This is a genomic window from Allobosea sp. R86505, from assembly GCF_042466375.1.
Lineage (GTDB): Bacteria > Pseudomonadota > Alphaproteobacteria > Rhizobiales > Beijerinckiaceae > Allobosea.
Genome location: NZ_JAXHPY010000001.1, coordinates 3975417 through 3999149, shown reverse-complemented (window position 1 = coordinate 3999149; position 23733 = coordinate 3975417). Strand labels below are relative to the sequence as shown.

24 protein-coding genes are annotated in these 23733 nt (G+C 68.3%); 13 read left to right on the top strand and 11 right to left on the bottom strand.

Features of this window, described 5'->3' with window-relative positions; translation table 11 throughout:
- Positions 1-91 precede the first annotated feature (91 nt).
- The 3 genes from SJY11_RS19345 to SJY11_RS19335 are packed head-to-tail and all read left to right on the top strand — an operon-like array spanning position 92 to position 1685.
- Positions 92-1090 carry an asparaginase gene (locus tag SJY11_RS19345; protein ID WP_376988372.1) on the top strand — a complete coding sequence of 333 codons (999 nt, stop codon included), beginning with the start codon at positions 92-94 and terminating at the stop codon, positions 1088-1090.
- A gap of 44 nt (positions 1091-1134) precedes the next feature.
- Entirely contained in the window at positions 1135-1362 is a 228-nt protein-coding gene (locus SJY11_RS19340; protein ID WP_376988371.1) for an antitoxin MazE-like protein, read from the top strand.
- A complete protein-coding gene (locus SJY11_RS19335; RefSeq protein ID WP_376988370.1) occupies positions 1359-1685 on the top strand; it encodes a type II toxin-antitoxin system PemK/MazF family toxin in 327 nt (108 codons plus the stop codon). Before SJY11_RS19340 ends, SJY11_RS19335 begins: the two co-directional genes overlap by 4 nt.
- Before the next feature lie 2 nt (positions 1686-1687).
- Here SJY11_RS19335 and SJY11_RS19330 read toward each other — a convergent pair whose 3' ends face one another.
- Genes SJY11_RS19330 through meaB form a run of 3 tightly spaced genes read right to left on the bottom strand, consistent with a single transcriptional unit; the run spans position 1688 to position 4768 of the window.
- On the bottom strand, positions 1688-3079 hold the full coding sequence (locus SJY11_RS19330) for a TIGR03808 family TAT-translocated repetitive protein (RefSeq protein WP_376988369.1): 1392 nt from the start codon (positions 3077-3079) through the stop codon (positions 1688-1690).
- A 56-nt stretch (positions 3080-3135) separates the two neighbouring features.
- On the bottom strand, positions 3136-3777 hold the full coding sequence (locus SJY11_RS19325) for a pyroglutamyl-peptidase I (protein WP_376988368.1): 642 nt from the start codon (positions 3775-3777) through the stop codon (positions 3136-3138).
- Between the two features lie 4 nt (positions 3778-3781).
- Positions 3782-4768, bottom strand: a complete 987-nt coding sequence (meaB, locus tag SJY11_RS19320) for a methylmalonyl Co-A mutase-associated GTPase MeaB (protein WP_376988367.1) — start codon at positions 4766-4768, stop codon at positions 3782-3784.
- A 118-nt stretch (positions 4769-4886) separates the two neighbouring features.
- Here meaB and SJY11_RS19315 point away from each other — a divergent pair, with 118 nt between their 5' ends.
- The 3 genes from SJY11_RS19315 to SJY11_RS19305 all read left to right on the top strand — a co-directional run bounded on the left by SJY11_RS19315 (position 4887) and on the right by SJY11_RS19305 (position 8149).
- Positions 4887-6062 carry an alpha/beta hydrolase gene (locus SJY11_RS19315; RefSeq protein ID WP_376988366.1) on the top strand — a complete coding sequence of 392 codons (1176 nt, stop codon included), beginning with the start codon at positions 4887-4889 and terminating at the stop codon, positions 6060-6062.
- Positions 6063-6184: 122 nt separating this feature from the next.
- Positions 6185-7195, top strand: coding sequence for an alpha/beta hydrolase (locus SJY11_RS19310; protein ID WP_376988365.1), 1011 nt, complete (start codon positions 6185-6187; stop codon positions 7193-7195).
- Positions 7196-7252: 57 nt separating this feature from the next.
- Positions 7253-8149: an alpha/beta hydrolase family protein gene (locus SJY11_RS19305; protein ID WP_376988364.1), complete on the top strand. Its 897-nt coding sequence runs from the start codon at positions 7253-7255 to the stop codon at positions 8147-8149.
- Between the two features lie 4 nt (positions 8150-8153).
- Here SJY11_RS19305 and SJY11_RS19300 read toward each other — a convergent pair whose 3' ends face one another.
- Entirely contained in the window at positions 8154-8612 is a 459-nt protein-coding gene (locus SJY11_RS19300; protein ID WP_376988363.1) for an Lrp/AsnC family transcriptional regulator, read from the bottom strand.
- Between the two features lie 150 nt (positions 8613-8762).
- On the opposite strand from SJY11_RS19300, the gene SJY11_RS19295 reads away from it, so the two are divergent.
- Positions 8763-10046: a cystathionine gamma-synthase family protein gene (locus tag SJY11_RS19295; RefSeq protein WP_376988362.1), complete on the top strand. Its 1284-nt coding sequence runs from the start codon at positions 8763-8765 to the stop codon at positions 10044-10046.
- Positions 10047-10154: 108 nt separating this feature from the next.
- Here the strand turns inward: SJY11_RS19295 and SJY11_RS19290 are convergent, their stop codons facing one another.
- Entirely contained in the window at positions 10155-10892 is a 738-nt protein-coding gene (locus tag SJY11_RS19290) for a DUF3750 domain-containing protein (protein WP_376988361.1), read from the bottom strand.
- Positions 10893-11021: 129 nt separating this feature from the next.
- Here SJY11_RS19290 and SJY11_RS19285 point away from each other — a divergent pair, with 129 nt between their 5' ends.
- The 5 genes from SJY11_RS19285 (at position 11022) to SJY11_RS19265 (ending at position 15659) form a co-directional block, all read left to right on the top strand.
- Positions 11022-12134 (top strand): polyamine ABC transporter substrate-binding protein, encoded by a 1113-nt coding sequence (locus tag SJY11_RS19285; protein WP_376988360.1) that lies wholly within the window; start codon positions 11022-11024, stop codon positions 12132-12134.
- A 76-nt stretch (positions 12135-12210) separates the two neighbouring features.
- Positions 12211-13365 carry an ABC transporter ATP-binding protein gene (locus tag SJY11_RS19280; protein ID WP_376988359.1) on the top strand — a complete coding sequence of 385 codons (1155 nt, stop codon included), beginning with the start codon at positions 12211-12213 and terminating at the stop codon, positions 13363-13365.
- 192 nt (positions 13366-13557) lie between these two features.
- Positions 13558-14466, top strand: a complete 909-nt coding sequence (locus SJY11_RS19275) for an ABC transporter permease (RefSeq protein ID WP_376988358.1) — start codon at positions 13558-13560, stop codon at positions 14464-14466.
- The gene (locus SJY11_RS19270; RefSeq protein ID WP_376988357.1) at positions 14463-15251 is read left to right on the top strand and encodes an ABC transporter permease; all 789 of its coding nucleotides are present in this window, start codon (positions 14463-14465) and stop codon (positions 15249-15251) included. The genes SJY11_RS19275 and SJY11_RS19270 overlap by 4 nt, the downstream gene beginning before the upstream one ends.
- Before the next feature lie 138 nt (positions 15252-15389).
- The gene (locus SJY11_RS19265; RefSeq protein ID WP_376988356.1) at positions 15390-15659 is read left to right on the top strand and encodes a hypothetical protein; all 270 of its coding nucleotides are present in this window, start codon (positions 15390-15392) and stop codon (positions 15657-15659) included.
- 60 nt (positions 15660-15719) lie between these two features.
- On the opposite strand, the gene scpA is transcribed toward SJY11_RS19265, so the two are convergent.
- The 6 genes from scpA to SJY11_RS19235 form a co-directional block, all read right to left on the bottom strand.
- The gene (gene scpA / locus SJY11_RS19260) at positions 15720-17885 is read right to left on the bottom strand and encodes a methylmalonyl-CoA mutase (protein ID WP_376988354.1); all 2166 of its coding nucleotides are present in this window, start codon (positions 17883-17885) and stop codon (positions 15720-15722) included.
- Positions 17882-18715, bottom strand: coding sequence for a bifunctional hydroxymethylpyrimidine kinase/phosphomethylpyrimidine kinase (gene thiD / locus SJY11_RS19255; RefSeq protein ID WP_376988352.1), 834 nt, complete (start codon positions 18713-18715; stop codon positions 17882-17884). The genes scpA and thiD overlap by 4 nt, the downstream gene beginning before the upstream one ends.
- A complete protein-coding gene (locus SJY11_RS19250) occupies positions 18712-18993 on the bottom strand; it encodes a helix-turn-helix domain-containing protein (protein WP_305692395.1) in 282 nt (93 codons plus the stop codon). Before SJY11_RS19250 ends, thiD begins: the two co-directional genes overlap by 4 nt.
- Positions 18993-19292, bottom strand: a complete 300-nt coding sequence (locus SJY11_RS19245) for a type II toxin-antitoxin system RelE/ParE family toxin (RefSeq protein ID WP_376988350.1) — start codon at positions 19290-19292, stop codon at positions 18993-18995. The genes SJY11_RS19250 and SJY11_RS19245 overlap by 1 nt, the downstream gene beginning before the upstream one ends.
- A 45-nt stretch (positions 19293-19337) precedes the next feature.
- Positions 19338-21323 (bottom strand): methylmalonyl-CoA mutase subunit beta, encoded by a 1986-nt coding sequence (locus SJY11_RS19240; protein WP_376988348.1) that lies wholly within the window; start codon positions 21321-21323, stop codon positions 19338-19340.
- A 179-nt stretch (positions 21324-21502) separates the two neighbouring features.
- Positions 21503-21889 carry a DUF2267 domain-containing protein gene (locus SJY11_RS19235; RefSeq protein ID WP_376988347.1) on the bottom strand — a complete coding sequence of 129 codons (387 nt, stop codon included), beginning with the start codon at positions 21887-21889 and terminating at the stop codon, positions 21503-21505.
- 157 nt (positions 21890-22046) lie between these two features.
- On the opposite strand from SJY11_RS19235, the gene SJY11_RS19230 reads away from it, so the two are divergent.
- Complete coding sequence (locus SJY11_RS19230; RefSeq protein ID WP_376988346.1) at positions 22047-23588, top strand: helicase HerA-like domain-containing protein; 1542 nt, start codon at positions 22047-22049, stop codon at positions 23586-23588.
- The last annotated feature ends 145 nt before the right edge of the window (positions 23589-23733 follow it).

Sequence of the window (23733 nt, the reverse complement as noted above, 5' to 3'; positions counted from 1 at the left end):
CACTGTGCGCCATCGCTTTTGACAGGTCGAGCCGTGGGCGGCACAAGGCTGCGCGCGTCTCGTGCAGGACGCTGTCGCAGTGGAGACGACGATGGACAACCCGATCCTGGCCGAGGTGACGCGCGGCGGCACGGTCGAATCGCGCCATCGCGGAGCCGCCATTGTCGTCGACGCCGATGGCGGCGTGGTCTTTTCCACCGGCGATGTCGAGCGCCCCGTCTTCCCGCGCTCGGCGGTGAAGGCGATCCAGGCGCTGCCGCTGCTCGAGAGCGGCGCCGCCGACCGCTACGGCCTGACCGAGGCCGAGATCGCGCTTGCCGTCTCCTCCCATTCCGGCGAGCCGCTGCACGCCGAGACCTCGCTGGCGATGCTGGCAAAGGCTGGGCGCGAGGCCGGCTGCCTCGAATGCGGCGCGCATTGGCCGATGAACGAAAACGCCGCGCGTGCGCTGGCCCGGGCCGGCCAAGAGCCGAGCGCGCTCAACAACAACTGCTCCGGCAAGCATGCTGGCTTCGTCTGCCTTGCCTGCGGGATCGACGAAGACCCGGCGGGGTATGTGAAGGCCGGCCATGCCGTGCAGAAGGCCGTGCGCGGCGCCCTCGAAGCAGTCACCGGAGCCTCTCATTCGTCCGAGCTGATGGGCACCGATGGCTGCTCGATCCCGACCTATGCCGTGCCTCTGAAGGCGCTGGCCCTCGGATTTGCCCGCTTCGGCACCGGCCGGGGTTTCGGCTCCGAGCGTGCGAAGGCCGCCGCCCGCATCCGCAAGGCCGCCGCCGCCCACCCCTTCATGGTCGCGGGCACCGGCCGCTTCGACACCCGCGCCATGGAACTGCTGCGCGAACGCATCTTCATCAAGACCGGCGCCGAGGGCGTCTATTGCGGGGCCCTGCCGGAGCTGGGCTATGGCATCGCGCTCAAATGCGACGATGGTGCCGGTCGCGCGGCGGAGGTCGTGATGGCCGACTTGATCGCGCGCTTCCTGCCGATGGCCGAGGCTGAGGTCGCCGCCTTCGCCCCGCTGCGCGAGAGCGTGATGACGAACTGGAACGGCATCGAGGTCGGCCGGGTGAGGGCGGCGCGGGTTTGACCGGCGAAAGGTCGCGCATTACCTTTCGTTGAAAGGAGACCGCCATGCCGCGTCCCGCCTTGAAGGATGGCCTGAGCAAGCAGGCCCGCTACCGCGCCGCCAAGAAGGCGGCGGGGTTGAAGGAGATCCGAGTCTGGGTGCCTGACCGCAACAATGCTGAGTTCATGGCGCGCCTCAAGCGCGACATGGATGCCGTCAGGAACAGCGAGAGTGAAGCGGAGGTGATGGCCTTCATCGAGGCGATCACTGATTGGCCGCCATACGAGGGATGACGCGCGGCGACGTCATAACCGTGGCTATCTCGGGCGATTTTGGAAAGCCTCGTCCGGCTGTTGTCGTTCAGAGCGACGACCTCTCGGCGATCGACACCACAATGGTCGCCATGATGACGACGACCGACGACCTTGTTTCGACGTTCCGTATCCCGATCGAACCGTCAGCAGAGAACGGTTTGCGGAGTAAGAGCATTCTCATGATGGACAAGATCATGGTGGTCTGGCGCGTCAAATGCGGGCCCGTCATAGGCCGTTTGCAGGCGGAGCAGATGGCTCAGGTCGATACCTGCATTGCCCTTGTGTTTGGCCTGAATCGTTGAACTCACCCGACCGCATTGTTCTCAACCCGCACGCCGCCAGCCCGTGCATCGGGCGCCTTCGTCAGATCCCCGGTGACGGCCTTCCCGTATTCGGTCCCGACGACGGCGCCGCGGCTCGCTTTGGCGATGACGTTGCCGGAGATCACCGCGTTGCGCTGCTTGGGCACGAGCGAGACGGAGATGCCGATGCCGGTTCGGCGCACCATGTTGCCGGTCGCGACGAGATTGCGCATGCCCCAGGACCAGCCCAGCGAGATGCCGATCTCGCTGGCATCCTCGATCACATTGCCGGTGACGGTGGCTTCGGCCTCGACATGCACGCCCATGCCGCCGATCGGCTCCTTGACGCCCGGATAGAGACCCCTGCGGGCGCGGCGGACGATGTTGTTGGCGAAGACGCTCAAGCGGCCGCCATGGTCGAGATTGGTGATGTTCGCGCCTTGTGCGCAATCCTCGACGAGGTTGTTGGCGATGACCGCGCCCTCGAAGGCGAACTCCGAATAGAGCCCGACCTCGCCGCAGCGCCGCCCCTGGTTCCCGAGAATCTGGACGCTGGCGCCGGAGTTGTTGCGGATGAAGGTCAGCGCGCAATCGCGCAACTGGTTGCCCTCGATGATGACGCCGCCGGCCCGATACAGGCTGATGCCGTTGCCGTTGGGGCCGTCGCCACCGGCATCGGCGCGGACGCGCTCGACGCGGTTGCCGCGCACGAAGGAGCGCTCGTCGCCCGCCTGGCCGCGCCAGAGCTGGATGCCGTTGTTGCCGCAATCCTCGACGGAGTTGCGCTCGATGCGAAGCCCCCGCGAGTCGAGGGAAAACAGCGCCGATTCCCGCATGGTGCGGAAGCTGCTGCTCTCGATGTCGCCGCCTGTGCGATGGATCACGAGCCCGACCGACCCGGCATCGGCAAAGGCGCAGTCGCGGATCTGGAGGACCTCGACATCCTCGGCCGTCAGCAGGCCCTGGCGGCCGGCCGCGCGCAGGCTGAGCCCGTCCAGCGTCACGCCGGTCAGCGACGATCGCTGGGTGCCACGTGCCTCGAGCAGCGGGCCGGGCTGCGCCGCCACCAGCGTCGTCGCGCCCGGCACGCCGATCAGGCTCGCTCCTTCCGGCAGTCTGACGCGGCCGATGCGGTAGCGCCCCGGCGCGATCACGAGCGGAACCTGGCGCCGCGCGGCCTCGGCGAGGGCGCCCTGCAGGCGCTGCGACTGATCCTCGGTGGCGCCCGGACGAAAGCCGAAATGGGTGGCCTCCAGGCCGAGCCCGCCGAGGGGCACTGGTTTCGCTGCGCGTGAAGACTGGCCGAGCCCGGGAGCGGCCGCGAGCGAGCCTGTCCCGAAAACGGCCATGGCCAGCAGTGAACGCCGCGAGATCGCGAGAGGGGTTTGCGCCATGACCGCGGCGGTTCAAGCGCCGTGCCGGCCGCGCCTGTGCCGTTCCGGCACGCCGATCAGCCGGCCCTGCGGCCCTGGCGCGCGAGCGCGGCCCCGATCTCGGCGAGGCTCGCCACCAGCACCGCCCGGGCTGGACGAAAGCCCGCGACGCGCTTTGCTGGGCGGGACCCGGGCGCCGGCCGCAGCCAAGGCACATGGATGAAGATGACCGGTACGCCGCTGCTGCGGTTGGGCCGGAGGGCGGCCGCATAGCAGGCGTCGCAGAGATAGCGCCCGGCCGAGGGGGAGAGCGCGCTGCGCAGCCCGCGGCGGCGCAGAGCCGCCAGCGCGGCCTGGGGATGGGCCGTCGTGCGCAGGGGAAGGGCAGCCGGCACCGGCCTTGCGGTTGGAGTCGCCCCGCTGACGTCGGGATGGAGCGGGCTGGCATGCCCGCGGCCGAAGAGTTCGACCCGGATCTTGCGGGCGCGTGCGGCCAGCCCGAGCATCAGGATCGCCCGGGGGCGAGAATCCGCGAGATGGGCGCGCAGCCGCGGCAGCCCTCCGGCATAGCTCGTCTCCAGGATCAGGGCGTCGGCTGCGAAACCGGCGGCCCGCAGCCGCTTCGTCACGGCCCGCGCCAGAGCGGTCGTCGGATTGACCCGCACCCGCGGGAAGGGGCCAAAGCCCGTGACCAGAATGTCGGGGCGCGCTTGTGTCATCGGCTCAGAGTCCCAGCGCCTGCGCGATGTCGTCGGCCGCCAGCGTCGGCGCCAGCGTGCCCGCCGCGACGGCGGCTTCCAGCGCGGGCGTCGCGGCCTTCAGCGCGGGGTCGTCGCGCAGCTTCGCCTTGAGACGGTCCTCGACCATGGCCCACATCCATTTCACATCCTGCCGATGACGCTTGTCGGCGATGAGCCCCTTGGCCTCATGGCGGTCGCGGTGATCCTCGATCCTGGCCCAGAGCGCGTCGAGCCCGTCCCCGGTCAGGCCCGAGATCGTCACCACGGGCGTCGACCAGAGGGGAGAAGCCGGCGCCAGGATGTGCAGCGCGGCCTGATACTGGGCCGCGGCGGCGCGCGCGGCGGTCGCACCGGCCCCGTCCGCCTTGTTGACCGCGATCATGTCGGCGAGCTCGATGATGCCCTTCTTGATGCCCTGCAACTCGTCGCCGGCATTGGGCAGCATCAGGACCAGGAAGAAATCGGTCAGCTCCGCCACGGCCGTCTCCGACTGGCCGACGCCGACCGTCTCGACCAGGATGACGTCGAAACCCGCCGCCTCGCAGAGCAGCATGGTCTCGCGTGTCCGCGCCGCGACGCCGCCCAGCGTTCCCGAGGAGGGCGAGGGGCGGATATAGGCGGCCGGATCGACCGCGAGCCTCGCCATGCGCGTCTTGTCGCCGAGGATCGAGCCGCCGCTGCGCGTCGATGACGGATCGACCGCGAGCACGGCGACCTTGTGTCCGCGTCGGGTCAGAAAGCTGCCGAGCGCGTCGATCGTCGTCGACTTGCCGACGCCGGGCACGCCGGTGATCCCGACCCGAATGGCGCCGCCGGTCCGCGGCAGGAGCGCCTGGATCAGCTCGCTGGCCTGGCGGCGATGGTCCTGCCGGCGCGATTCGACCAGCGTGATCGCCCGCGCCAGCGCCGCCCTGTCGCCGGCGAGCAGCCCGGCGACCAGTGCGGTGACAGGAGCGGAAGGATCGGCCATAAGCTCCCCTAGCAAGGCCGAGGGTCCAGCGACAAGGTTTCGCCGGTCGGCCTTCCCGTCATCGTGAGGCGCGTGGTCGTCTCGAGGGTGCATCGCGCATGAGGAGAGCTGCCGGGCGATGATGACGATGCGTCCCGCGATGCGGCTTCGGGTTCTGGTCTGGGCGGTCCTCGCGCCGCTGGCGCTGGGCGCCTGCGGAACACCGCGTGTGCTCCAGATCAACCCGGCAGCCAGCGCCCCCGCGGACATCGCGGGCAAGGTCGAGATGTTCGTCGCGACGACGCGCGAGGCCTCCTCCGAGCCTGTGTATTTCAATGGCGAGCGGGGGCCGCGGCTGGCCTTCGCGCGCCTGGATTTCACGGTCCCGAGGGCCCACAAGACGGGCGAACTCGAATTGCCCGATTCGGGGCCGAGCGATCCGGCCAAGCATTTCGCCGTCACCAATGTACAGCGGCTGGACCTCGCTCCCATCGTCGCCGATGTCCGCCGCGAAATCCTGAAGCGGCCTGCGTCCCAGCGCGACGTGCTGATCTTCGTGCACGGGTTCAACACCAACTTCGCCGATGCCGCCTATCGCTTTGCACAGATCGTCCATGATTCGGGCTTCAAGGGCGTGCCGGTGCTGTTCACCTGGCCGTCGCGCGGCCAGTTGCTCGCCTATCCCTATGATCGCGAGAGCGCCTATTACTCGCGCGACTTCCTCGAACTGAATCTTCGGGCGATCGCACGCGATCTCGGCACGACGCGCATGGACATCCTGGCGCACTCGATGGGCACGTTGCTGACGCTGGAGTCGCTGCGCCAGGCCTCGATCCGGGGCGACGGCACCTTCGGCGGCAAGCTGCGCGACGTCATCCTGGCGGCGCCCGACGTCGATCTCGACGTGTTCAAAACCCAGATGCGCGAGATCAAGCGTCCGGTCACCGTCTTCGTCTCGGCGGATGATCGCGCGCTCGATTTTTCCCGCCGCTTCGCCGGTGACAAGACGCGGTTGGGCGCTGTTTCGGCCAAGGACACGCAGATCATCGCCGAGCTCGAGAAGCTCGGCGCGCGCATCATCGACCTCTCGGAAGTGGCGTCGGGCGACCCGCTGAACCACAGCAAGTTCGCCTCCTCGCCGAAGGTCGTGCAGATGATCGGCCAGCGACTGCAGGCAGATGGCGGCATCGCCACGGCGGGTCCCCAGCTCGGCGACCGGCTCGGCGACATCGCGGGCGGCGTCGTCGGAACCGTCGGATCGACCGTGGGGCTGGTCGTGACCGCGCCCGTGACCATCATCTCGGGTGGCCGCTGAGCCACGGTCGCGGTGCAATGGCTCGTGATCGAGGTGATCGCCGTATTCTGGCCGCGTTAGCCTGTCGTTAAGGGGGCGCTGGCCAACTCGGCCCCCTCATCATCGACTGGATGCCCGACACGATGCTTGGTTTACGGCACGCATATTCTTGCCGTCGGGCGGCGCTGGCTGCGCTGCTCGCACTCGCGCTCTCGGCCTGTGCCCAGAGCGAGGTCGCCGTCTCGCCGTTCTCTGAGCCGACCCGGGCCGATGCCTCGGCGCTGGGCAAGGAGCCCGAGCTGCTCGTGGTGACGACGCGCAAGCCGGCAGGCCCGCGACAGCCCTTCTTCGGCTCGGATCGCGGCTCGCTGACCTTCGCGGAAGCGCGCCTGTCGCCGCCTGCCGACGGGATTTCGGGTCGCGTCTCCTCGGCCGTCAGCGGCGACTGGGCGGTGCTGGGCCTCGACAGCCAGACCTCTGCCGATGCGGGGCGCGCCTTCGCCCAGGCCGCGACCGGCCGCGACGTGCTGCTGTATGTGCACGGCTACAACGAGACCTTCGAATCCGCGGCGCGCAGCGCCGGCCAGCTCTCCCATTCGCTCGAGTTCCAGGGCCGAACCGCGATCTTCTCCTGGCCGTCCGGCGGCAAGCTGTTCGACTACGCCTATGACCGCGAAAGCGCGCTCTGGTCTCGCGACGGCTTCGTCAAGGCGCTGCAGGCCCTCGTCGCCAATCCGACGGTCGGCCGCATCCACATCGTCGCGCATTCGATGGGCACCTTCCTGACGCTGGAAGGGCTGCGCGAACTGCGCGATTCCGCCGATGTCTATTCCCGGATCGGCTCCGTCGTCCTCGCTTCGCCCGACATCGATATCGACGCCTTCGAGCAGACGGTCGGCAAGCTCGGCCCGCTCGCCCGCCGCATGACGCTGATCATCGACCCGGGCGACCGGGCGCTGGCGCTCTCGGCCCGCATCGCCGGCGGCGTTGCCCGCGCCGGAGCGGCCGATCGTGCCCGCCTGGAGGCACTCGGCGTGCGGGTCGCGGACACCTCCGGCCGCGGCTGGAGCATGCTGCGGCACGACCTCTTCCTGTCCGACAGCGAGGTCACACAGGTCGTCCGCCGGGCCATGGATCGCGGCAAGGGCGCCTGAGCGCCTTGCCCGGCCGGGCGGTCCCGCGCAAACTCCGCGCCGGGGAGGCATGGAGCGATGGCGATGGTCGGCCGGGCTTTGGTGGCGATGCTCCTGCTGGCCTGTGGGCCGCAGATCGCCGCGGCGCATGACCTCACGCCGTTCCAGGAGGCGGGGCGCAGCCATGTGATCCACGAGGACGTCTCGCCCGCCGGCGCCGAGACGATCAATGTCGAAACCTATGTTCCGGCGGCCTGCACGGGGAAGCCCTGTCCGCTGCTGATCGCGATCCACGGCCTCGAGCGCAATGCCGAGCGTGCGCGCGACAACTGGGTCGAGGCGGCCGAGCGTTACGGCCTGCTGATCGCCGCGCCGTATTTTGACCGGGAGCGGTTCCCGACGCGGCTCTTCCAGCAGGGCGGCGTGCGCGACGAGACGGAGCCGGCCCGCTGGGTCTATGCCGGCATCGAGCGCTTCTTCGACCGGGCCCTCGCCAGCGGCCGGGTCGCGGGAACGCGCTATGTTCTGTTCGGGCATTCCGCCGGCGCCCAGTTCGTCCACCGCATGGCGCTGCTGATGCCGGCGGCGCGCTTTTCGACCGCGGTCAGCGCCAATGCCGGCTACTACACCATGCCCCTGCGGGGCGAGGCGGCCGGTTTCGCCTATCCCTATTCGCTGGACGGCACGCCTGCGACCGACGCCTCGCTCTCGGCCGCATTCGCTAAACCGCTGCTGCTGATGCTCGGCGAAAGGGACGACGACCCCGCCCATCCCCAGCTGAACCGCAGCCGCGGCGCGCAGGCTCAGGGCCCGAACCGGCTGGCGCGCGGGCAGCATTTCATGGCGGTGGCAGCCACGGAGGCGGCGCGGTTGAAGGTTGAGAGCCGCTGGCGCGCGATCGTCGTGCCAGGCGTCGGCCACGATTCGCGGCGGATGGCTTCCGCCGCGGCAGAGGCCCTCTTCGCGGGGCGTTAGCCGCTCAGAGCGGTGGCAGGCCGATGCGCTTCTTCACCGTCGCCAGCGCGAAATTCGACTCGACCGACTGGATGCATTTCAGCCGCGTCATCTTCTGCTTCAGAAAGCGCTCATAGCCCTCGATGCCGTCGGTCAGCACCCGCAGCAGATAGTCCTGACTGCCGGTCATCAGATAGCATTCGGTCACCTCGTTCCAGCCTTCGACCGCTTTCTCGAACTCGGCGATGTGCTCCTGCGTCTGCTGCGACAGCCGCACCGAGACGAAGACGCTGAAGGGCAGGCCATAGGCCTTGGGATCGACGGTTGCGGAATAGCCCTGGATGACGCCGCTTTCCTCCAGCCGCTTCAGGCGCCGCAGGCACGGCGTCGGCGACAGGCCGACCCTTTCCGACAGCTCCTGGTTGGTGATGCGGCCGTCCTCCTGGAGAACGGCGAGCATGCGGCGATCGACGCTGTCGAGCATGGACTGCTCCTCATGAAAAGAAATTTGGCAGAATGATGCTGAAATGAAATCCTAGACAGTCGAACCCATCCAAGCAATCGTTGGCGGAGCGACTTATCTTCAGGCGAACGGATCAGCGCCGCCCGGCCGCGGTGCGAAAGGGAGATCGTCATGAGCGAAGACAACTACCACAAGGACCGGATCGCCAACCGCAAGTTGCATCCCGAGACGCTGATGATGGGCTTCGGCTATTCGCCGGCCATGTCGGAGGGCTCGCTGAAGCCGCCGATCTTCCTGACCTCAACCTTCGTTTTCGCCAACGCCCAGCAGGGCAAGGATTTCTTCGACTTCACCTCCGGCCGTCGCCAGCCCAAGACGGGCGAGAAGCCCGGACTGGTCTATTCACGCTTCAACCACCCGAACATGGAGATCCTCGAGGATCGCCTGGCGATCTGGGACGAGGCGGAAAAATGCGCGGTCTTCGCCAGCGGCATGGCCGCCATCGCGACGACCTGCTTCGCCTTCCTGCGGCCGGGCGACACCATCATCCACTCCCGCCCGCTCTATGGCGGCACCGAGACCCTGCTGAAGAACCAGATGGGCGCCTTCGGCGTCACGCCGTTCGGCTTCACCGACGGGCTCGACATCGCGCAGATGCGCGAAACCGCCAGGGCCGCCGCCGCCAAGGGCCGCGTCGGCATGATCCTGGTCGAGACGCCGGCCAACCCGACCAACGGGCTGGTCGATCTCGCCGCCTGCAAGCTGATCGCCGACGAGCTCGAAGCCTCGCAGGGCCACCGCCCGCCGGTCGTCGTCGACAACACCATGCTCGGCCCGAAATACCAGAAGCCGCTGAAGCAGGGCGCCGATCTCTCGCTGCTCTCGCTGACGAAATATGTCGGCGGCCATTCCGACCTCGTCGGCGGCTCGATCAGCGGTTCCGAGGCGCTGGTGCGGCAGGTCAAGAGCTGGCGCGGCTCGCTGGGCACGCAACTCAACCCCAACTCCTGCTGGATGCTGATGCGCTCGCTGGAGACGCTCGACATCCGCATGAGCCGCGCCAACGAGAACGCGCGGCTGGTCGCCGACTACCTCTCCGCCCATCCGAAGGTCGCCAAGGTACATTATCTCGGCGACCTCAAGGACGGCGACCCGCGCAAGGCGGTGTTCGACCGGCAATGCACGGCGGCCGGCTCGACCTTCGCCTTCGACGTCGTCGGCGGCGAGAAGGAGGCCTTCGCGCTGCTCGACAATCTCCAGATCATGAAGCTCGCCGTCTCGCTCGGCGGCACCGAAACGCTGGTCTCGCACCCGGCCGCGATGACGCATTCCGGCGTTGCCAAGGAACTCCGCGAAGAGATCGGCCTCACCGACGCGCTGATCCGCATCTCGGTCGGCATCGAGAACATCGAGGATCTGATCTCGGATCTGGCGCAGGCGCTGGAGGCGGTGTGAGGGCCGACCACGTCATGCTCGGGCGAAGACCCGAGCATCTCTCGCAAGCTTGTCCTGCATGAGATTCTCGGGTCTGCGCTTCGCTACGCCCGAGAATGACGTCTGATCCTATACCCCGACCCGCCCCCAGCCCGGCAGCTTCAGCGCCGGGCTGCGCAGGTCGAGGCCGGCCACCAGCCCGAGCAGGTTGATCTCGACGCCCTCAACCCAACCGATTGTCACGCCGGCGAGCCCGTAGACCGAGGCCTGGATGCCAGTGCGGCTCGGCGTCAGCCCGGCGAACAGGCCGTCCTCGCGAAAATCCTTGCCGATCGCGGTGGGCGGCAGGGCCCGCGCCAGTTCCGGCACCTCGGCCATGACATGCTGGACGAAGCTGTTGGAGTTTGGCCCCGGCCAGGCCTGGTAAGTACCGGGCGTCGCATAAGCATAGCTCTTCACGGCGTCCCGGATGCGCGGGATCAGGCGCTTGGCCGCCGCGCCGCGGATTTCGGCGACCGGCTCCGGCAGGTTGCCGTACCAGCGCCCGTCGGCCTCGCGATGATTGACGCGCACCGGCGTGCCCCAGCCGACGACGTCGAAGCGCGTATAGGCGCTGGCGCCGGCCTCCTTCACCACCACCCAGGAATGATGCGCGAAGACGCCGCGCCAGCGCCCGACGCGGGCGGCGAAGACATGGACAGTGGCTTCCGGCTCAGTGGAGGCTGCGGGCAGGAGCTTGGCGCTCGACCAGTCGGCCCGGCGCCAGTCCTCCGCCATCCCCTGCATCGACCACCAGGCGGCGTGGGTCGCCAGCGGGACGATGAAGACAAGCAGGAACAGCAAAGGCAGGAGGCGGGAAGCGCGCATCAAGGCAATATGTGGCAACCGTATTGCATCGCAAGATCGATCGACGCGGTGCGGGATCACAACGGCTTGAGACGTGGCGCCAAGCTGGTAGCTTCTGCACCGCTCGCCTGGAGAGGAATCGAACGCATCATGATGGCTGGTCGCTGGTTCAAGGGTATCGTCTCGGGTCTCGCGCTGGGCCTGTCGCTGGCCGTTGCGGGGCAGGCTGCCGCGCAGGGCAAGGAACTGCGCATCTACAACTGGTCCGACTATGTCGATCCCGAGGTACTCGACGCCTTCAAGAAGGAGACCGGGATCACGGTGGTCTACGACACCTTCGACCAGATGGAGACGGTCGAGACCAAGCTCCTCGCCGGCAAGACCGGCTACGACCTGATCGTGGTCACCGCCTCCTTCCTGCCGCGCCACATCCCGCTCGGCCTCTATGCGCCGGTCGATGCCGCCAAGATGCCCAATCTGAAGAACGCCTGGCCCGAGATTCAGGGGCGGCTGGCCAAATACGACCCCGGCAACAAGCACGCCGTGAACTACATGTGGGGCACGACCGGGATCGGCTACAACGTCGCCAAGATCAGGGAACGGCTCGGTGCCGATGCCGTGATCGACAGCTGGAAGATCCTGTTCGATCCCGAGCAGCTCAAGAAGCTGTCGAACTGCGGCGTGCATGTGCTGGATGCGGTCGAGGAGATGTTCCCCGCCGCGCTGCGCTATCTAGGCCTCAATCCCGATTCCAAGGCCGAGGCCGACCTGAACAAGGCCGGCGAGCTCCTGCGCAGGATGAGGCCCCACATCCAGAAGTTCCACTCCTCGGAATACATCAACGCGCTCGCCAACGGCGACATCTGCCTGGCCGTCGGCTATTCCGGCGACGTGCTGCAGGCGAAGAAGCGTGCGGAAGAGGCCAAGAACAAGGTCGAGATCGCCTATTCCATTCCCAAGGAAGGCGCGCTGATGTGGTTCGATTCCTTCGTGATCCCGAAGGATGCGGCCAATCCCGACGCCGCGCTCGCCTTCATCGACTTCGTCAACCGCCCCGCCATGGCGGCGAAGAATTCCGACTTCATCCAGTATGCCAATGGCAACATCGCCTCGAAGCCGCTGCTCTCGGCCTCCGTGCGCGACAATCCCGGCATCTATCCGCCCGATGCGGTGATGGCGCGGCTCTACACGATCACGCCTTACGACCAGAAGTCGCAGCGGCTGGTGAACCGGCTCTGGACCCGGGTGAAGACCGGCAAGTGAGCAGACCGGCAAGTGAGCGGACGGGCAAAGTGAGCGGACGGGCGTGAGCGAGCAGCGGGGGCGAGGGGCGGTCGCCATGCGCAAGGTATCGCCCGGCAGCGTGCGCCGCGCCTTCCAGCCCTGGAACGACCCCGCTGCGCAGCCGCTCGTCGAGTTCCGCGCCGTGACCAAGCGCTTCGGCGGCGTCACCGCCGTCGCCGATGTCTCGCTCTCGCTCTACCCGCGCGAGTTCTTCGCGCTGCTCGGCCCCTCGGGCAGCGGCAAGACCACGCTGATGCGGATGCTGGCGGGTTTCGAGACGCCCGACGAGGGGCGGATCCTGCTCGATGGCGTCGACATCACCGCCGTGCCGCCGCATCTGCGGCCGGTCAACATGATGTTCCAGTCCTATGCGCTGTTTCCCCATCTCAGCGTCGCCGACAACATCGGCTATGGCCTCAGGCGCGAGGGGCTGCCGCGGGTCGAGATCGACCGGCGCGTCGCCGAGATGCTGGCGCTGGTCAAGCTGGAGGGGCTGGGCAAGCGCCGCCCGGACCAACTGTCCGGCGGGCAGCGCCAGCGCGTCGCGCTCGCCCGCGCGCTCGCCAAGCGCCCGAAGCTCCTGCTGCTCGACGAGCCGATGGCGGCGCTCGATCGCAAGCTGCGCGAGGCCACCCAGTTCGAGCTGATGGACATCCAGAGCGAGCTCGGCACAACCTTCATGGTCGTCACCCACGATCAGGACGAGGCCATGACCATGGCCGACCGCATGGCCGTGATGGACCATGGCCGGCTCGTCCAGATCGGCCCGCCCGACGTGATCTACGAGGCGCCCCTGAGCCGCCACGTCGCGGAATTCGTCGGCGACATCAACATCCTCGAGGGCCGCATCGAATCCGTCGATGGCGATCTCGTCGGCGTCGCGACGCCGCTGGCGGGCCGCGTCGAACTCGACGAGGAGGCGCCGGCCCTGTCGCCGGGGGAGCCGGTCCTCGTCGGGCTGCGGCCGGAGAAGATCGCGCTGAGCCATGACGAGCCGGCCCAGGGCTCCAACAAGGTCCGCGGCGAAATCTGGGACATCGGCTATCTCGGCGACATGACCATGGTTCAGGTCATGATCGGCGGTGACGACGGCCAGCTCCTGAAGGTGTCCCTGACCAACCGCTCGCGCCGCATCGAGCGCCCTTTCGCTTGGGAGGATGCGGTCTGGCTGTCCTGGGACATCGAGGCCGGGCTGGTGCTGAAGCCGTGAGCGGGCGGTGGAACGCGACCTGTCCCCTTCCCCCGCTTGCGGTGGGGAAGGGTTAGGGATGGGGGGCCGTAAAGCCCGAGCCTTGGCCTGGATCGTTTCGCTGAGCGGCACTGCCCCCCACCCTGACCCTCCCCACCGCAAGCGGGGGGAGGGGATGCACTTTGTGTGGCTGTCTCACCCTCTGGTTGACCCATGAGCGGTAAATCTCGCAGAGGCGCCCGTCTGGTCATCGCCGTTCCCTATCTCTGGCTGGCGCTCTTCTTCCTCGCGCCGTTCGTCATGGTGCTGCGCATCGCGCTGTCGGATGCCGCAACCGCGCTGCCGCCCTATGCCCCGCATTTCGAGGGCTTCGCGGCGCTGCGTGACTTTCTGGCCGGGCTCGATCTCGAGAATTTCGGGCTGATCTTCGAGGATCCGCTCTACTGGCAGAGCTATCTCTTTTCGCTGCGCATCGCAGCGCTGACGACGCTGATCGCGCTCGCGATCGGCTATCCGCTTGCCTATGCGATGGCGAGCGCCCCGGCGCGTTGGCGCGCCATCCTGCTCGTGCTGGTGATCCTGCCGTTCTGGACCTCCTTCCTGATCCGGGTCTACGCCTGGATCGGCATCCTGCGGCCCGAGGGGCTGCTCGACATGGCGCTGGCGGCGCTCGGCCTGAGCGATCAACCGCTGCGCCTGCTCAACACCGAGACCGCGGTCCTGATCGGCATGGTCTATTCCTACCTGCCCTTCATGGTGCTGCCGCTCTACGCGACGCTGGAGAAGCTCGATCGCAGCCTGCTGGAGGCCGCCGCCGATCTCGGCGCGACGCCGCTCAGGGCCTTCCTGACGGTGACGCTGCCGCTCTCGCTGCCCGGCATCCTGGCGGGCTCGGCGCTGGTCTTCATCCCCGCCATCGGCGAATTCGTCATTCCAGACCTCCTCGGCGGGCCTGACACGACGATGATCGGCAAGGTGTTGTGGACCGAGTTCTTCTCCAACCGCGACTGGCCGCTGGCCTCGGCGGTTGCGGTCGTGCTGCTGGTGGTGCTGGTCCTGCCGCTGGCGCTGCTGCAGCGCGCGCGGCTGGCGCGGGCAGGCGAGGGGGGAGGCGCGGCATGACCCGGCTCGGCCCCGGCCTCATCCTCGCGCTCGTCGCGGGGTTCGCCTTTCTCTACCTGCCGATCCTGGCGCTGATCGCCTATTCCTTCAACGCCTCGCGGCTCGTCACCGTCTGGGGCGGCTTCTCGACACACTGGTACCGGACGCTGCTCGCCAACGAGCCCCTCCTGTCGGCTGCCTGGCTCAGCCTGCGCCTCGCCTTCGTCTCGGCCACTCTCGCCACCGCGCTGGGGACGCTGGCGGCGCTGGCGCTGGCACGGCATGGCCGCTTCCGCGGGCGCCTGCTGTTCTCCGGCATGGCGCTGGCGCCGCTGGTGATGCCGGAGGTGATCACCGGCCTCTCGCTGCTGCTGCTCTTCGTGGCGGTGGATGTGGAGCGCGGCTTCTGGACGGTGACGATCGCCCACGCCACCTTTGGGCTGGGCTTCGCCTGCATCGTCGTGCAGGCGCGCCTCGTCGGCTTCGACCGCTCGCTGGAGGAGGCGGCGCGCGATCTCGGCGCCACGCCGCTGGTGACCTTCTGGACGGTGACCTTACCCTTGATCGCGCCGGCGGTGGCGGCGGCCTGGCTGCTCGCCTTCACGCTGTCGCTGGACGACCTCGTGATCGCGAGCTTCACCACCGGGCCGGGCGCGACGACCCTGCCGATGCGGCTCTATTCGGCGGTCAGGCTCGGCGTCTCGCCCGAAATCAATGCCGCCTGCACCATCCTGATCGGATTCGTCGCCATGGTGGTGATCGCGGCCTCGCTGCTGCTGAAGCGGCGTCAGGCTCTGGCGGGCTAACGACCACGACCCGGCTGCCTCGGAGGCCATCCCGCTAAACGGCGCGTGAACGGCGGCCTCAATCCCCGTTCAGATGCGATCCGCCATGGTCGTGGTCGAGGCGAGGGGATGGCCCGAGCCCGCATCAGGACAAGGATCATGGCCCGCACATTCGTCGTCGCCGCGCTGACCGGGCTTTCCCTCGGTTTCGCCGTCTTCGCTGCCGGCAGCATCGCGGCTCCGGCCTCGGCCGAAGCCTTCGGGGGCCGCTACGAGGAGCGCTGGGGTCCGCCCCGGCATGGCTGGCGGCCGCCGCCGCCCGTCTTCCACGGCTACTGGGGCCGGCGCCGCTGGCATCACCAAGACGCCTACGGCTTCCGCCCGCCGCCGCCCCGCTACGGTTACGGCTATGGTCACGGCTGGCGCTAGTGTCGCGCAGCGACGCCCGTGATCATGGGACAGGCGCGGCCCGCCGGCCGCGCCTGTCTTTTATTCGGCCGCCGTGCGCTGGACATAGCCCAGCCGGCCGTTGAGGTCCTCGAGCAGCTTCTCGGCCGCATCGGCGATGACCGTGCCGGGCGGGAAGATCGCCGAGGCGCCGGCCTCGATCAGCGCCTCGAAATCCTGCGGCGGAATGACGCCGCCGACCACGATCATGATGTCCGGCCGCCCCGCCTTGGCGAGCGCCGCCTTGAGCTCGGGCACCAGTGTCAGATGGCCTGCCGCGAGCGACGACACGCCGATGATGTGGACGTCGTTCTCGACCCCCTGGCGCGCCGCCTCGTCAGGCGTGGCGAAGAGCGGGCCGATGTCGACGTCGAAGCCGAGATCGGCGAAGGCCGAGGCGATGACTTTCTGGCCGCGGTCATGCCCGTCCTGCCCCATCTTGGCGACGAGGATGCGCGGGCGGCGGCCATCGGCCTCCTCGAAAGCCTGCGTCATCATCTGCACGCGCATGACCGCAGGGTTCATCGTGCCGACCTCCCGCTTGTAGACGCCCGAGATCGACTTGATCTCGGCCCGGTGGCGCCCGAACACCTGCTCCATCGCCAGCGAGATCTCGCCGACGGTGGCCTTGGCGCGCGCCGCCTTCACCGCGAGGTCGAGCAGGTTGGCCTCGCCCTTTGTCCCCTCGGTCAGGGCGGCGAGCGCGGCCTGGACCTCGGCCTCGTTGCGCTCGGCCTTGAGGCGCTTGAGCTTGTCGAGTTGCTGCGCGCGCACCGAGGCGTTGTCGACCTTGAGCACGTCGATCGAGGCTTCGTTCTCCGGCTTGAAGCAGTTCACGCCGATGATCGCCTGCAGCCCGCCATCGATGCGCGCCTGGGTCTTGGCGGCGGCCTCCTCGATGCGCAGCTTCGGGATGCCGGCCTCGATCGCCTTGGCCATGCCGCCCAGCGCCTCCACCTCCTGGATATGGCCCCAGGCCTTGGTCGCCAGTTCCGCCGTCAGCCGCTCGACATAATAGGACCCGCCCCACGGGTCGATGATCCGGGTCGTGCCGCTCTCCTGCTGCAGCAGGATCTGCGTGTTGCGGGCGATGCGGGCGGAAAAGTCGGTCGGCAGCGCCAGCGCCTCGTCGAGCGCGTTGGTGTGCAGCGACTGGGTATGGCCCTGGGTCGCCGCCATCGCCTCGATCATCGTGCGCGGCACGTTGTTGAAGACGTCCTGGGCCGTCAGCGACCATCCGGACGTCTGGCAATGGGTGCGCAAGGGCAGCGACTTCTCGCTCTGTGCGCCGAAATCCTTGACGAGCTTCGCCCAGATCAGCCGGCCGGCGCGCAGCTTGGCGACCTCCATGAAGAAGTTCATGCCGATCGCCCAGAAGAAGGACAGGCGCGGCGCGAAGGCATCCACCCCAAGCCCCGCGCGCTGGCCGGCGCGGATGTATTCGACGCCGTCGGCGAGCGTATAGGCGAGCTCGAGGTCCTGCGTCGCTCCGGCCTCCTGCATATGGTAACCGGAGATCGAGATCGAGTTGAACTTCGGCATGTTGGCCGAGGTGTAGGCGAAGATGTCGCCGATGATCCGCATCGAGGGCGCAGGCGGGTAGATATAGGTGTTGCGGACCATGAACTCCTTGAGGATGTCGTTCTGGATGGTCCCCGAGAGCTTGGCGGCTGGAACCCCCTGTTCTTCCGCCGCGACGATATAGAGCGCCAGCACCGGCAGAACCGCCCCGTTCATCGTCATCGAGACGCTCATCTGGTCGAGCGGGATGCCGGAAAACAGCGTGCGCATGTCGTAGATCGAGTCGATCGCGACGCCGGCCATGCCGACATCGCCGCCGACGCGCGGATGGTCTGAGTCATAGCCGCGATGCGTTGCCAGATCGAAGGCGACGGAAAGGCCCTTCTGCCCGGCGGCGAGATTGCGCCGGTAGAAGGCGTTGGAATCCTCGGCCGTGGAGAAGCCGGCATATTGCCGGATCGTCCAGGGCTGGTTGACATACATCGTCGGGTAGGGTCCGCGCAGATAAGGCGCGATGCCCGGCATGGTGTCGATGAAGGGCAGGCCGTCGCGATCCTCCGGACCGTAGGCCGGCTTGACCGGGATACCTTCGGGCGTCAGCCAGGCCTCGCCAGCCGGCAACGCGTGGGAGGCGGGGCCTGTGCCGTCGGCATAAGCCAGCGTCGTGAAATCCGGGATGGCTGTCATGGCTGTCTCCCGTCCTGACGATCCCACCACTGGTGGAAATGATGCACCGGTCCGTGGCCATGGCCAACCGGAACCTCGTCGGCCGCTGCGATCGCCGCCGAGATATAGGTCTTGGCATGGCCGACGGCTTCCGGCAGCGAAAGCCCTTTCGCCAGCCCCGAGGTGATGGCCGACGACAGGGTGCAGCCCGTGCCATGGGTGTTGCGCGTGGTCAGGCGCGGCGCGGCAAAGCGCTGGCGGCTGCCGCCCGCGAGCAGCAGCAGGTCGCTGCTGCTGTCGCCGCCGCCATGCCCGCCCTTGATCAGGACGTTGGCGGCGCCCAGCGCCGCGAGCGCATCCGCCTGCCGCTCGACGGCGTCCTCGGTTTGCGCCTCGCTCGTGCCGAGCAGGGCTGCCGCTTCCGGCAGGTTCGGCGTGATCAGCGTCGCCAGCGGGACAAGATGGCGGTGGATCGCGGCGACGGCCTCGTTTTCGAGCAGCCGCGCGCCCGAGGCCGCGACCATCACCGGATCGAGCACGATGTTGCGCGCCTTGTGGCGTTTCAGCCCCTCCGCCACGGTCTCGATCAACTCGGCCGTCGCCAGCATGCCGATCTTCACCGCCGCGACATCGAGATCCTCGAAGACGGCGTCGATCTGCTGCGCGACGAAAGCCGCCGGAACGGCATGGATCGCGCTCACGCCTCTGGTGTTCTGCGCCGTCAGCGCGACGAGGACGCTGGCGCCATAGACCTGATGGGCAGCGAAGGTCTTGAGATCGGCCTGGATGCCGGCGCCGCCGCTCGAATCCGAGCCGGCGATGGTCAGGGCGATGGGGTGGCGTGTGCTCACTCGGCGGCTTCCAATGTGATACGGAGCTTGGTGCCGGTCGCTTTGGCGTAACGCTCCAGCGTCCGGGTTGAGGGTTTGCTGCGACCGCTTTCGAGCCGGGCTATGACCGATTGCGTCGTGCCCATGCGCTGAGCCAGCTCTTCCTGCGTCAGCCCGGCGCGGCTGCGCGCGCGCGCCAGCGAGGTCAGCAAGGCAAATTCCTCCTCCAGCGCGTCATATTCGCGCTTGAAGTCGGGGTCCTTCATCTGTTCGAGACCCCATTCGCGAACGCTCTTCATCAAACCTCCTTGGCGCGCATGCGCGCTATCCGAAGTTCCTTGGGCGGCGTTTTCTCGGTCTTCTTGACGAAAACCCGGACAATCACCACCCGCTTGCCCGTTGCCGTGACATAGATCGCGCGAGCAATGCCATCCCGCCCCGTCAGCCGCAGTTCCCAGAGCTTCTCGCCCAATGGTTTGACCCATCCGGCGGGCAGGGCATTCAAACCTTCGTCTTCGATGACATCGGCATAGCGAAACAGTCGGGCCCGGATGTCGTCGGGCAAAGCGTCGGCCTCGTTTTGGACGACAGCGTTCAAGAATTCGAAACTCCAGCCCGACCGTGTCGTCATAGCAAAAAAGCGCTAATCAGACAAGGTTGGCAGCGAGATCGCGAGAGCCTCCGTCAGCACCGCCACCGCATCGCAGCCTGCATAGACGAACGACCTCACTCCCGCATTGTTCAGCGCCGCCTCCAGGTCGCCGGGCCGGCCTGCGAGCCAGACGGTCGCGCCCGCCGCCGTCAGCGCCTGCGCGGCAGCAGCGCCCTCGGCCGCATAGGCGGCGTCCGATCCGCAGAGGCAGGCGAGATGCGCGCCCGAGGCCGTAAAGGCGGCCGTGAGCGCGGCGAGATCGGTGCCGCCACCCTGCGCGAAGCCGTCGCCGACCGGGGCGGCGAGACCGCCCGCCTCGAACAGGTTGCGCGCGAAGCCGGCGCGCGCCGTGAAATCGGCGACCGGCCCGAGCGACGCCAGGAAGACGACCGGCTTTACGGCCGCCGCATCGGCCCGGTCACGCAGCGCCTCAAACGGTTCCGCCAGCCGCAGCGAGGGAAGGGCCTTCGCCCGCAAGCCGTCCTGCGGCGCGATCAGGCCCTCCTGGCGTTCTGCGCCCGCGGCGAGCCGAGCGATCAGGGCCTCCGGGTCGGGCACGGCCCCCGGCCTGCCTCTGGATTTGGCGATCGTGACCGGAGCCACATCCAGCACGGCGACCGCGGACTCCGTGAGGTTCGGGAACTCGCTCGTGCCGGTGATCGGCTCGCGCCGCGTCGCGATCGCTTTGGCGCGCGCCTCGCGCTGGCGTCCGAGCGCAGTCTGGACCGTCCCGGCGGTCAGCGCCGCGATGATGCCCGGCAGGCCGTCCGTCGTCTCCCGCTCGATCGCCTGCATCTGCGCCCAGCCCTGCTCGCACAGGGCCTGCGTCAGCGTCTCGAAGCTGCCGGAGCCCGCGGCGGGGTCGGCGACGCGCCAGAGATTGGCCTCCTCCAGCAGCACGAGCTGGGTGTTGCGGGAGATGCGGCGCGCGAAGCCGTCGGCGAGGCCGAGCGCCGCCGTGAAGGGCTGAACCGTCACGCCATCCGCACCGCCGATTCCCGCCGAGAAGGTCGCGACGGTGCCGCGCAGCAGATTGACCCAGGGGTCGCGCCGCGTCAGCGAGCGCCAGGCGGTCTCGGCATGCAGGACCATCGGCGCGGGCGTCAGCCCGCAGGCGCCCTGGATGCGGGTCCAGAGCAGGCGGGCTGCCCGCAGCTTGGCGATCGTCAGGAACTCGTCAGTGTCCGCGACCAGCGTGAAGGAGATCGCGTCGCGTGCCTCCTCCAGCGAGAAGCCTGCGGCTTCCAGCGCGCGCAGATATGCGATGGTGCTCGCCAGGCCATAGCCCAGTTCCTGCGCCTCGCTCGCCCCGGCCTCGTGCCAAGGCCGGGTGTCGACCGTGACGAAGGGGCCCTTGAAGCCGCGCGCCTTGAGCGCCCGGATGGTCGCGGCGAGCCGGCGCCCGACCTCGGACCAGGAGGCCGCGAGCCCGCCGGTGCCGGCGAAGACCCCGATCGGGTCCATGCCGAAATCGATCGACAGCGCCTCGGGCGACAACCCGCGTCTCTCGACCAGTGCTGCCAGCAGCAGCGCGTTGACGCGCCCCTCAGGGGCGGGGTCGAGCCGCAGCTGGATCAGGTCGAGCATTGCGCCGTCGAGAGCGGCATCGAGAGCAGCGACATCCTTCGCCACAAGCCCGTAGCCGCGCGCGGCGCGGGATCCGGCGAAGGCGATCGTCAGCGCGTTCGCACCACCCTCGAGATCGGCCAGAGCCAGCTTTTGCGCCTCGGCCGGAGCGGGATGGTCGAGCCGGGCCGTAACATGCCAGCGGCCGGCCTCAGCGCGCAGCGGCCGGTTGGCAGGAGACGCCGCCGCATAAAGCGGCTCGATCCGGATGCCGTCGGCCGTTCTGGCCACCAGGCGCTTCTCGAAATCGCCGCCCTTCAGCACCTTGTCGACCGCCGCGCGCCAGGCGTCCAGCGTCGGGGACGGGAAGGCCGCCATGAAGGGCGGCGTGGGGTCCGGGGCCGAAGTCATGCGAAGCTGTCCTCGTCATCAGCCGCTGGGCGGCTGCGCGGCGGTGATTGCCATGCAGGACGCCGCGCCGCCATTCCTACTTCGTCGCAACGCGGCTGCGCAAACCCGCGCCGGCGAGGGCGCAAACGACAACGCCGCCTCGCGGCGGCGTTGTGAGGTTCATATTGCGGCGGGGCGGCTCAGACGAACTGGCCGAGCCCCGGAATGGCGCCGACGATCGCGCCCATCGTGTCCTCGCCCGCCTTCTCGCGGCCCACGGCGAACATTTCCTTCGAGACGGACTGGATCTGGCCCATCGAGAGACCGGCGCCCATCAACTGGCCGCCGAGCGCCATCACGCCGCCGCTGCCGCCCATCATGCCGCCGACCATGCCCATCAGGCCGCCCTTGGCGCCGCCCTCGGCCGCGGCCAGTTCCTGCGCGCCGGGCAGGGCGGCCATCAACTCGCCGATCTCGGCCGGAGGCCCCTCTTTCTGCAGGAAGGCGAGGATGATGCCGATCGCTTTGCGGGCGAGATCTTCGCTCAGCCCGGAGGCCGCGATCACGCGGGAAATCAGTTCATCCATGATGTCGATCCTGTCGGTTGCGGCGCGGATGGCCAGATGGTTCACATATCAACGATTAAGCGGATGCGATAGTCCGGCGACCGGACGGGCTTCCGCCGGCGACCGCCATTCGCTACATCCTTGGCCCTGACCCATCGACAGCACAACAGGCAGGCCCATGGCGGATGACGGCGCGATTCTGATCGGCAAGAGCTGGAAGCCGGAAACCCTCCTGCTCAAGCTCGCCAACCGCCACGGCCTCGTCACCGGCGCCACCGGCACCGGCAAGACTGTGACGCTGCAGGTGCTGGCCGAGGGCTTCGCCCGCGAGGGCGTTCCCGTCTTCGCGGCCGACATCAAGGGCGACCTGTCGGGGATCGCCGCGCCCGGCGATTCCAAGCCACCCTTCGTCAAGCGCGCCGAAGAGATCGGCGTGAAATACGAGCCCGACCAGTTCACGACCGTGTTCTGGGACGTCTTCGGCGAGCAGGGGCACCCCGTCCGCGCCACGATCTCCGAGATGGGGCCGCTCCTGCTGGCGCGCCTGCTCGATCTCAACGAGACGCAGGAGGGCGTGCTCAACATCGCCTTCCGGATCGCCGACGAGCAGAAGCTGCTGCTGCTCGACCTCAAGGACCTGCGCGCGATCCTCGGCTTCATCGCCGAGAACGCCAAGGACCTGACGACCAAATACGGCAACGTCACCTCGCAGACGGTCGGCACGATCCAGCGCGCGCTGCTGGTGCTGGAAAACCAAAAGGGCGACCTGTTCTTCGGCGAGCCGGCGCTGGAAATCTCCGACCTGATGCGGACGGACCGCTATGGCCGCGGCATCGTCAACATCATGGCCGCCGACAAGCTGATGGCCAATCCGCGGCTCTATGCGACCTTCCTGCTCTGGCTGCTCTCGGAGCTGTTCGAGCAGCTTCCCGAGGTCGGCGACCTCGACAAGCCCAAGCTCGTCTTCTTCTTCGACGAGGCGCATCTGCTCTTCAACGGCGCGCCCAAGGCGCTGCTGACGGCGGTCGAGCAGGTGGTGCGGCTGATCCGCTCGAAGGGCGTCGGCGTCTATTTCGTCACGCAGAACCCGCTCGACATCCCCGAGACCGTGCTGGCCCAGCTCGGCAACCGCGTCCAGCACGCGCTGCGCGCCTTTACCCCGCGCGACCAGAAGGCGGTCAAGGCGGCCGCCGAAACCTTCCGCCAGAACCCCAAGATCAACACCGCCGAGGCGATCATGCATCTGGCGGTCGGCGAGGCGCTGATCTCGACGCTCGAGGGCCGGGGCTCGCCCACGGTCGTCGAGCGCACGCTGATCGCCCCGCCCATGGCGCAGGTCGGCCCCTGTTCGCCGCAGGTTCGCCAGCAGGCGCTGAGCGAGTCGGGCTTCAAGGGCAAGTACGACACCATGGTCGACCGCGAGTCGGCCTATGAGGAGCTGATGAAGCGCAAGGAACTGGCGCCGGAAGAGGGGCCCGTCGAGGCCTCGACGACGGGTGGGGGCGGCATCCTCGACACGATCGGCGGCTGGCTCGGCGGCGGCGCGCCGCAGCAGCGGCCGAAGACCGGCCCCGGCAGCCGTGGCGGTGCCCTGCCGCAGAGCATGGCCGAGAAGGTCCTGACCTCGGCCGCGCGCTCGGCTGCGACCACGATCGGCCGCCAGGTCGGCACCGCGATCCTGCGCGGCGTGCTCGGCAGCATGATGGGCGGGAAGCGGTAGCAAGTCGTCATGCTCGGGCTTGACCCGAGCATCTCGCAAACCAGCCCATCTGGTCATGAGATTCTCGGGTCTGCAGCTTCGCTGCGCCCGAGAATGACGTGCGCATTCGCATCGATGCCATGTCAGGACGAGGCTGACGCCGCCC